Consider the following 8,825-nt stretch of genomic DNA (forward strand, 5'->3'; position numbering starts at 1 on the left):
ACTAACCAGAACAACACCATTTTCTTTTATTGATGCAACAACATTATCACGCTTATATTTCTCAATTACCGCTATAGCAGCCGCTATTGACAAGAGCTCGCCACCGAACGTGAACGAAAAAAAGACATCATCAAATAGCGACATAATATGTTTTTTTCCGACAACAGCAGATAACGGAAATCCATTAGCCATACCTTTTCCAAAGCAGGCGAGATCAGGTGTAACGGAAAATAATTCCTGGGCTCCGCCATTGGCAAGACGGAATCCTGTCACTGTTTCGTCAAATACAAGTACTGCACCATATTGATCACACAAAGATCTGACACCTTGCAGAAAACCCATTTCAGGAAAAACAACATTCATTGGTTCCATTACAACAGCAGCAATTTCGTCTGGATATTGCAAAAAAATTAATTCAAGTGAAGTGAGATCGTTATAGTTAAAAACAGAGGTTAATTCTGAAACAATTTCAGGGACACCTCTATTTTTTGGTGTTGAACCTATATACCAGTCATGCCAGCCATGATAACCGCATACTGCCACCCTATTTCTGCCAGTATAAGCCCTGGACACTCGCACTGCGGCGGTTGTTGCATCGGAAGCATTTTTTCCAAATCGAACCATCTGTGCGCAAGGGATAATATCTACCAGCAACTCTGACAAATAAACTTCAGGCGGTGACGGCAAAGAGAAAATACAACCTTTTTTTAGTTGCGCTTCTACAGCTGCGTTAATTTCATCATCCGCATAACCCAAGGTAACAGCTGCCAATGATGAAACCAGGTCAATAAACTCGTTGCCATCAATATCCTTTAAAATAGCTCCTTTACCTGATTCGATATAAAACGGAGAGGCCCCACGGGGATAATGTTTGTAACTTTTACTAAATGTCTGTGTACCCAAGGGAATACATTGCAAAGCGCGATCCAGCATATCCTCTGACGCCTGATATCTGCTCATTTCACCTGCTCCTCGCAGATTGATTTCTGCAAACCTGAGTTTCTTATTTCATTTGAGTTTATAAAATATTCGACTGGACATTCATCCAGAAAACTAACAACATCAGCAAACCTTATATCCATACCACTCTTGCCAATATCACGTACGAGATTATTCACAAATATATAATCTTCTTTTGTGTCTACAGTCACTCTATAAGATGACTTATCGCACACACCCCTTACACTATTAATTACAAACATATCAGGGTGTGTATAAATAAAATAAGTAACATGCTCACGCTCAAATTTTTTTCTTGCCGATAAAAATGTTTTATTAAATGCCTGATAAGTAAATATTTCAGCATCAAAACCATCAGGATATGTCGGCTGAAGAGCATTAGAAGAATAATCAGCATTGGCACTTAAATGTGAATCTATCAAATTATTGATAAGTTCAGGATCCGTCAGCGGGCAATCTGCGGTAATACGTATGTAATGCTGCGAAGGATACTGCTCTACTGCCAAATTAAATCTGGCAAGAACATCGTGTAAATCACCACACACCACCGCCACCCCCGAATAGCACAGAGTTGCACAATTGGATCATCTTCCACACCATCACTGGTCGCCACAATAATGGCATCAATACGTTCAACTAAACGTAATCGTCTGATGATTAACTCCAGTATCGGCACATCACCTAATGGCATCAAAACTTTGCCTGGAAGCCGACTGGATGACATACGCGCCTGAATAATGGCGGTAATGTTTTTCACTTTAACCACCTTGCAGGATTAGTAAATTCTTCATTCTTAATATGCACACTTGCGTAATCTGCATCCGGCAAACAGTAACCTGCACAGGAAAAAAATTCATCCAGCTGCACTATGTTGTGGAAGCCTGTCACTACAGCATCAATTTCAGCGATACTATTGATATACGCAAGCGAAGCCTGCATAGGGGTAATATGTTTTTTTTGCAGAAATTGATAATAAGGTTCGATCAAATTTTCACCCCAATGCAGCTGTTCAGGTAAACTTGTCAGCAAGACAATCCCTGCATAAAAATACTTCTTGCATGGATCTCTGTACCTGCCGCATGCAATCTGCGCAGCTCACCTGAAACAACCATATCTTGATTAAGAATACTAACGGGAAGCTGTATAACATCAGGAAACCAGTCACGGCATAATTCTTTACTTTGAGCGCTGTTATATAAAGAAACACCCGCCGCCGAGATAAGTCCTGATACTTTTAGCTCCTGCAGGGTTTCAATCACCATATTTTTAATCGATGTTGATGTTAACATAGGCGTTACGTCGTGCACTAAAAGAGCACTTAAATTGCTAACTTGTAAATCTTGCAGGGTTTTATGCAGTGATATTTTTATTTCATTTTTTATATCTTCTGCATCAGACAAACCATTTACTGACACCTTACTGATATAATGAAAATCGCCTGCTGCACATTTTCCGAGACGCTGCTGTGATTCTCCATAACCCGGCGCAGTATCAATGGTATCAATACCTGCAATATAGGCATGTTTCAGCAACTGCGCAGCAGCAGCTTCACTCAGCATGCCAAGTGTATTGGTGATGCCGTAGTTAAGACCGAGCTGGGCCCTCCCAAAATAACCTTTTTCACAAAAATGGTTCCAGAGGATAGGCGCTTTCAGTATTTTTTGCAGCACAACCAGGCCAACCCGTGAATCAACAGAGGTATCAGTGCGATCGCCGGTCGTAGGCATAACATCGAAATAGATTTTTTCGATAAAACGGATTCCATAAAACATTGCGGAATAATCCATTTTATAACTTAAACCCCTTCTTTATGACAATAACGGTTCGCATAGGGAAATGGCGGCATAAAATCCGTTATCACTAAAATACCTTTATCCTTCAGAACACGGTCAACTTCACTGGCAATTTTAAAAAGGTCAGACCGATCACAAAGATAAAGGCAAAAACCGATTACGATACAATCCACACTTTCATCGACAAGATTAATACTATCAGCCGTTCCATGCATAAATTTTATATTGGCATAACGTTGCATCCCCGCTTCAATAGCTTTGGCGGATGGCTCTATACCAATACACTGACAACTAACAACTTATTCAGCTCGTTTAAACGCCAACCATCAGCACACCCTACTTCTAATATGTTATGAGCATTCAGATTACAGCCTTTAAGATAATTAAGTGCCATATCATGCTGCATATTTTGTTTGGTAGCGTCAGCAAAATTACGCTCAAACCACTTATCGGCTTCACCATCGAGAAATACAGCTGTCTGTTTATTAACCTGGTAATTCATAACCAGCCTCCCATTCACAATCAGCAGAACGACGTGTAATTCGGGTAAATTCATCCAGCGGAGGTTGGCTGTTGAGCCCCAGTAATTTTCGCCGAGACTCACTCAATCTCCCATAAATATCCGCAGGAATATTTCTACAAAAATCAAATGAAGGTTTAATAAACCAGCGGCCATAGCCTAAAATGACCGCCCACCTACTGGAATCATCCTGCTTAGGTGATGAACCATGCCACAGGGCACCGTTAAAAATCACAACGGAACCCTTTTTGCCAGTAACCATAACTTCATCAGGATATACACAGCCATTTTCCGCATAACTGGAAAATTTATGACTACCCGGTACAAATCGAGTTGCTCCATTTATTTCGTTGAAATCGTCAAGCATAAAAAGAGCCACCACAATCAATGGATAACCATCCCTGCCGGGTAAATTAGAATCGAGATGTAATTGCTGGGCAGGCACAAACGCACCCGGGCACCGGGCTGATATATTCAGTAAATTGTACTCTTCAGAATTCTGGTAGGACCCTTCCTGCAACAACGAGGCGATCACGGGGACTATTTTTGGGTGATCAAATAGATCAAAATAACGTATATCTTTATTGTGCATGTTATACACAACTTTTTCAGATGATTTATCATTTAGACCATGACTGGTATACATACTGCCAGCGTATAAATCACGGTATTTCACATAATCAGAATCCAGCATTTCCTTATACAGGGAACATTCACTTTCGCTTAGCACATCTGGTATTACCACGTAGCCATTCTCTTTTACCAGCTCAACATAAGACGCAACATTCATATTAAATCTCCCGCATCACTTGCCTTATCTTATCTGCTACCAATCCAACCTGATCATCATCCATATCATAAAAAATAGGCAATGAAGCTTGCTTGATATAAAAATCCTCAGCATTACCAAGGGATATATAACATTCTTTATTTTTATAAAACGAATGATGATATATTGGACGGTAATTTTTCTGCACGAATATGCCATTTTCACGCATAGCAGAAAAAAACTTGTTACTCATTTCAATATTATTCACCGCATCAATCAGTACGGCATAAAGGTGATGGGCAGATTTACCAGCGGAATCACCGGCCACATGCGCGATACCCGCCGGCAATGTGGCAGCATAAAGTGAAGCCAGGTGTGTCCTGCGGGCTATAAACCTATCAAGTTTTTTCATCTGCCCTATACCAATGGCAGCCTGAACATCAGACATGCGGTAATTAAAACCAAGCTCGGTCTGGTCATATGACCATATATATCGATTTACACCACCTGCCTCGCGGTTAATGCCGTGCGTGCGCAATGCGGCCGCATGACGGGCTATTTCGTCATTATTGGTTAACAATGCCCCACCCTCTGCAGTGGTAATGCTTTTGATAGGATGAAAACTGAAAACTGAAATATCCGAATACCTGCAGCAGCCGACAGGTTCACCCGCATATTCGCCACCAAATGCATGGCACGAATCTTCTATTATGAAAAATTTATACTCAACGGATAGCTTTCTAATTTTACTAATATCTGCACTATGGCCAGCATAATTCACCACTACTAAAGCCTTAGGAAGCTTATTTTCCGGTGTTTGTGCCAGTTTTTTTGTTAATGCATCTACAGATATACAACCTGTTTTTATATCAATATCAACAAAGTCAATATTGGCACCACAATATAAACCTGCGTTAGCAGATGCTATAAAACTGATGGGTGATGTCCACACACAATCACCGGATTTAATCCCCAACGCCAGGCATGCAAGATGCAACCCCGCCGTACCCGATGACACAGCAACAGCATGTTTTACTTTGCATCTTTTTGCTAATAAATCTTCGAACTGGGTAACTGTGTTTCCCTGGGTTAAAAAATCAGATTTCAACACCGCTGTAACAGCAGCAATATCATCTTCATCAATATGATGCCGATTATACGGAATCATACATGTGCCTCGTTATGCATAGTTCTGATTTCCTCGACTGTCATAAAGTGCGGATTGCTACCAGAATTGTATGAAAATCCTTGTTCAACTGGCTTACCAATTTCTTCCAGCCTGTTTAGTTCAAAGTTGCTGGCATGAGTAAACTGGATAGACGGCATAATCACGTAGTGATCCAGAAACTCCAGCGTGCGATGGCTGTCATCCCGCGGGCACATAGTTTCATGCAGTTTTTCACCGGGGCGAATGCCTATTTCTTTCAGGGGCATTCCGGGGGCTATCGCTTCGGCCAGATCTGTCATGGGATGGATGGAATTTTCGGCACGAAAATTTCACCACCGTGCATACGTTCGAAATTCTTTAATACAAAATCTACCCCCTGTTGCAGGGTGATCCAGAAACGTGTCATTTTGTAGTCAGTGATAGGTAATTCCGTTTCACCGTTTTTAATCAGTTTTTTGAAGAACGGCACTACCGAACCCCGTGAGCCCACCACATTGCCATAACGCACTACGGCAAACCGGGTATTGTTTCCGCCGGTAATATTATTCGCCGCAACAAATAATTTGTCTGAGCAAAGTTTGGTAGCGCCATAGAGATTAACAGGGTTAGCGGCTTTATCGGTTGAGAGGGCAATAACCTTCTGCACGCCATTATCCAACGCGGCACGGATGACGTTTTCCGCACCATAGACATTGGTTTTAATGCATTCCATGGGATTATATTCCGCCGCAGGCACTTGTTTTAGTGCAGCGGCATGGATAATAAAATCCACCCCACGGCAGGCCTGCTGGGTGCGATCACGATCCCGCACATCGCCAATAAAATAACGCATCTCCGGGCCATTGAACTGCTGCTGCATTTCAAACTGTTTCATTTCATCCCGGGAGTAGATGATAATTTTTTTTGGTTTATAACGGCTTAACAATGTTTCGGTATATTTACGACCAAACGAGCCAGTACCGCCGGTAATAAGCACACTTTTACCATCAAACATGGGAATCATCCCCGCCAGAAAAATAACACATTTGTTGAAGTGCAATAACCGAACCAGCTGTAATAACCGCTTGATTTACTGGGGGTCTAAGAGCTATGGGGCAAGAATATAAAGAAAAAGCGGCAAAAGTTGCCGCTTGATACTGACATAAGAGGTAATAAAAACCCCATTGGTAGTTACATATGTTTAACGGTGCAGTTTCATGGGTTGAAGTTGAATACCATCTTTACTCACCATCGCTGCCACTTCTGTAAAACCAAACGTTTGTATACAGGCCAGCATATAAAAACAAGCTATAGGTTTTTACAAAGGAAGATGCACTCTCCGCATGCCATAACGCCGTGGCAAGACCTCTACCCTGCTGAGGCGCTGCAACAACATGGCTGTTTTGCAGCAATATCAGAGCTGATTAAACAATGACAAGTTGCTGATTTTGGCAAACGATTGCTGACTCGCTTCGAGTAAAAAACTCTCTAAACTCAACCGACTTACCGCCTCGGCAAAATCCACGTCTTGTAATTTAGACAAAATGTCCTGGCTAACTAAGGTGACATCAGCATGCAGGCCTTGAATGTTTTCTAGTGTATTTAAACGACCCCCCACTTTACTGCGGGTTTCGGAAACAGCGGTTTGTGCGTTATCCAAATTGGTAAGTGTATCAGCCAATAGATTCGTTAATGCGGCGCTATCGAGTGGGTTGTCATCCAAGGATTTTAAACCCTCAGAAATACGTTGCACTGTATCGGTAAGGGATTGTTTAGGGGAACTATCCACAATAAAACTATCCCCCGCATTGGGTTGCCCCGCGAGTTTAATGCTAATGCCAGCCACGGTAATGGTTTCACCTGTGCTATAGGGCACAAACTTCAGACCATCAATTGGACGTCCATCGGATTTTTGTTTAACGGTAAAATTAGGCACGGCAGGGTCTACTGCGGCGTTATCGTTAAATTCAATAATGATGTCTTCTGGGTAAAACGCATCATATTTTTCTTGGTCGTAAACTATGCCACGGCTGATAACCCCGGTGCCGGTATTATTGGGATTAGCGTAAGGATCAAAACTATTTTTAGCGGCGGGCACATCAACAAAAATATTTTTACCATTGTCGCCGGTTTCAATGCGTGTATTGGAACTAATGGTTAATTGGCGCTGACCATCGTCACCTTTGTATTCATAACCACCACCAGCGCGCATTTGAAATGGCAGAGTGTCACCTTTAAAACCACCAAAAATATATTCATTACTCGCGTCTTTGGTGTTCATTAAATCCACCAACGCATCCAAGCGTTCGTCGATTTCCAAAGCGATATAACTGCGATCTTCGCGGGTGGTAGCACCGTTACCGGCAGACACCACTAACTCACGGATACGCGCCACGTTTTCGGTAACCCCATTTAAGGTAGCATCCTCTAGGCTTTGGCGGTTGGTCGCCGCGGTAATATTTTTTTGATATTGCTGGCGTAGGGATAAATCCTGCTGCAATTGCAAAATACGCGTGGAGGCAACTGGGTCATCTGCGGGGGTTAAAATTTTACGTCCGCTGGAAATTTGCTGCTGGGTATTTTTGACCTGCATACCATTATCCAGCAGTGAGCGCAGCCCAGAATTAAAGGATTGCATGGTGGATATACGCATACTGATACCTACCTAAATGTATTAATAAGTGTATCGAACAAATCTTTGGCGATACTGATCACCTTAGCAGAGGCGTTATAACCCAATTCAAATTGAATCAGTTTTGAAGCCTCTTCATCTAGGTTGACACCACTCACACTGGAGACGGCATCTTCCGAGTTTTGCAATAACACCTTGGCACTCTCTGCGTTAATTTGTGCGCGACTCGTCACTGATCCAATGCTTTCCACCAGTTTTCCATAACCTTCACTGATGGTCATTTTGCCTTCAATTAAATCCTTGTTTTGTATTTCACCCAGAAACACCCCGTTACGGTTATCTGACACGGCATCGGTATTAAAATCGGCGGTAAACGCATCCCCCTCTGCGGGCACACCTTCCATGGCGAGGTCATAACCTAAATACACGGGTTTATGTTCAGGGTTGGTTTCAAATAAATTACTGCCCGGTGGTTCGGTGCGCATTTCCAAACCTTCATCCATCACCACTTTAATTTGCCCGCCCATGGTGAGTTTTTGACTGCCATTCACACTCATGCCGTTCATAGCCATCCGTGGTTGGAAGGAGATATTGCCTTTAGCATCAAGGCGCACATCCAGATTGCCATTAAACTGATAAGGGGTATTGGCAATTTGGTTTTTAATTTCGGTAATCACATCATCGCCGGTGGCAAAGGTGCCATCTAGTGCAAACGAAAAGGTACCTTGACCGGGCACTGCAAATTCATAGGTAAACGGCCCACCTTCGGTAAAGTCGTAACCTTCATATTCAGAAATAGGCCGCAGTGGGCGCACCCCGGTAGCATTTACATGAATATCATTGCCATTGGATACCGCAAATCCTGCCCCCGGATCACCACTCACCTCCAGCGATAAATCTTCACCATTTAACGCCACTATGGTCACTTTTGTGCCATCACTGATAGCCGTAATGCCCTGCGCCTGAAAATCAAAATTGGCATTAATACGGTCGGCACAAATCCG

Annotated in this window: 11 protein-coding genes and 1 pseudogene; all 12 read right to left on the reverse strand. The window is 42.6% G+C overall.

Annotated features, from left to right (window positions below; translation table 11 throughout):
• The coding region (locus IPP74_15335) for an aminotransferase class III-fold pyridoxal phosphate-dependent enzyme (protein MBL0320647.1) at positions 1 to 960 on the reverse strand (960 nt) is incomplete at its 3' end.
• On the reverse strand, positions 957 to 1,508 hold the full coding sequence (locus IPP74_15340) for a spore coat protein (GenBank protein MBL0320648.1): 552 nt from the start codon (positions 1,506 to 1,508) through the stop codon (positions 957 to 959). The genes IPP74_15335 and IPP74_15340, both read right to left, overlap by 4 nt.
• Positions 1,457 to 1,717 (reverse strand): hypothetical protein, encoded by a 261-nt coding sequence (locus tag IPP74_15345; GenBank protein ID MBL0320649.1) that lies wholly within the window; start codon positions 1,715 to 1,717, stop codon positions 1,457 to 1,459. Before IPP74_15345 ends, IPP74_15340 begins: the two co-directional genes overlap by 52 nt.
• On the reverse strand, positions 1,714 to 1,989 hold the full coding sequence (locus IPP74_15350) for a hypothetical protein (protein MBL0320650.1): 276 nt from the start codon (positions 1,987 to 1,989) through the stop codon (positions 1,714 to 1,716). Before IPP74_15350 ends, IPP74_15345 begins: the two co-directional genes overlap by 4 nt.
• Positions 1,983 to 2,630, reverse strand: a complete 648-nt coding sequence (locus tag IPP74_15355; GenBank protein MBL0320651.1) for an aldo/keto reductase — start codon at positions 2,628 to 2,630, stop codon at positions 1,983 to 1,985. Before IPP74_15355 ends, IPP74_15350 begins: the two co-directional genes overlap by 7 nt.
• A gap of 125 nt (positions 2,631 to 2,755) precedes the next feature.
• A complete protein-coding gene (locus IPP74_15360; GenBank protein MBL0320652.1) occupies positions 2,756 to 3,034 on the reverse strand; it encodes a class I SAM-dependent methyltransferase in 279 nt (92 codons plus the stop codon).
• Positions 3,025 to 3,255, reverse strand: coding sequence for a hypothetical protein (locus IPP74_15365; protein ID MBL0320653.1), 231 nt, complete (start codon positions 3,253 to 3,255; stop codon positions 3,025 to 3,027). Before IPP74_15365 ends, IPP74_15360 begins: the two co-directional genes overlap by 10 nt.
• On the reverse strand, positions 3,239 to 4,063 hold the full coding sequence (locus IPP74_15370; GenBank protein ID MBL0320654.1) for a phytanoyl-CoA dioxygenase family protein: 825 nt from the start codon (positions 4,061 to 4,063) through the stop codon (positions 3,239 to 3,241). The genes IPP74_15365 and IPP74_15370 overlap by 17 nt, the downstream gene beginning before the upstream one ends.
• Position 4,064: 1 nt before the next feature.
• Positions 4,065 to 5,210: a UDP-4-amino-4,6-dideoxy-N-acetyl-beta-L-altrosamine transaminase gene (pseC, locus tag IPP74_15375; GenBank protein MBL0320655.1), complete on the reverse strand. Its 1,146-nt coding sequence runs from the start codon at positions 5,208 to 5,210 to the stop codon at positions 4,065 to 4,067.
• Positions 5,207 to 6,204, reverse strand: a pseudogene (gene pseB, locus IPP74_15380) (UDP-N-acetylglucosamine 4,6-dehydratase (inverting)). Before pseB ends, pseC begins: the two are co-directional and overlap by 4 nt.
• 399 nt (positions 6,205 to 6,603) lie before the next feature.
• The gene (gene flgL / locus IPP74_15385; protein ID MBL0320656.1) at positions 6,604 to 7,842 is read right to left on the reverse strand and encodes a flagellar hook-associated protein FlgL; all 1,239 of its coding nucleotides are present in this window, start codon (positions 7,840 to 7,842) and stop codon (positions 6,604 to 6,606) included.
• Positions 7,843 to 7,850: 8 nt separating this feature from the next.
• Positions 7,851 to 8,825 (reverse strand): flagellar hook-associated protein FlgK (locus IPP74_15390; protein ID MBL0320657.1); only part of this gene is annotated, 975 nt, incomplete at its 5' end.

The organism is Alphaproteobacteria bacterium, assembly GCA_016722515.1.
Lineage (GTDB): Bacteria > Pseudomonadota > Alphaproteobacteria > Rickettsiales > JADKJE01 > JADKJE01.

Excerpts from the sequence above, each read along its gene's own strand:
- pseC (MBL0320655.1), bottom strand. The coding sequence starts at position 5,210 with ATGATTCCGTATAATCGGCATCATATTGATGAAGATGATATTGCTGCT.
- IPP74_15365 (MBL0320653.1), bottom strand. The coding sequence starts at position 3,255 with ATGAATTACCAGGTTAATAAACAGACAGCTGTATTTCTCGATGGTGAA.
- flgL (MBL0320656.1), bottom strand. The coding sequence starts at position 7,842 with ATGCGTATATCCACCATGCAATCCTTTAATTCTGGGCTGCGCTCACTG.
- IPP74_15370 (MBL0320654.1), bottom strand. The coding sequence starts at position 4,063 with ATGAATGTTGCGTCTTATGTTGAGCTGGTAAAAGAGAATGGCTACGTG.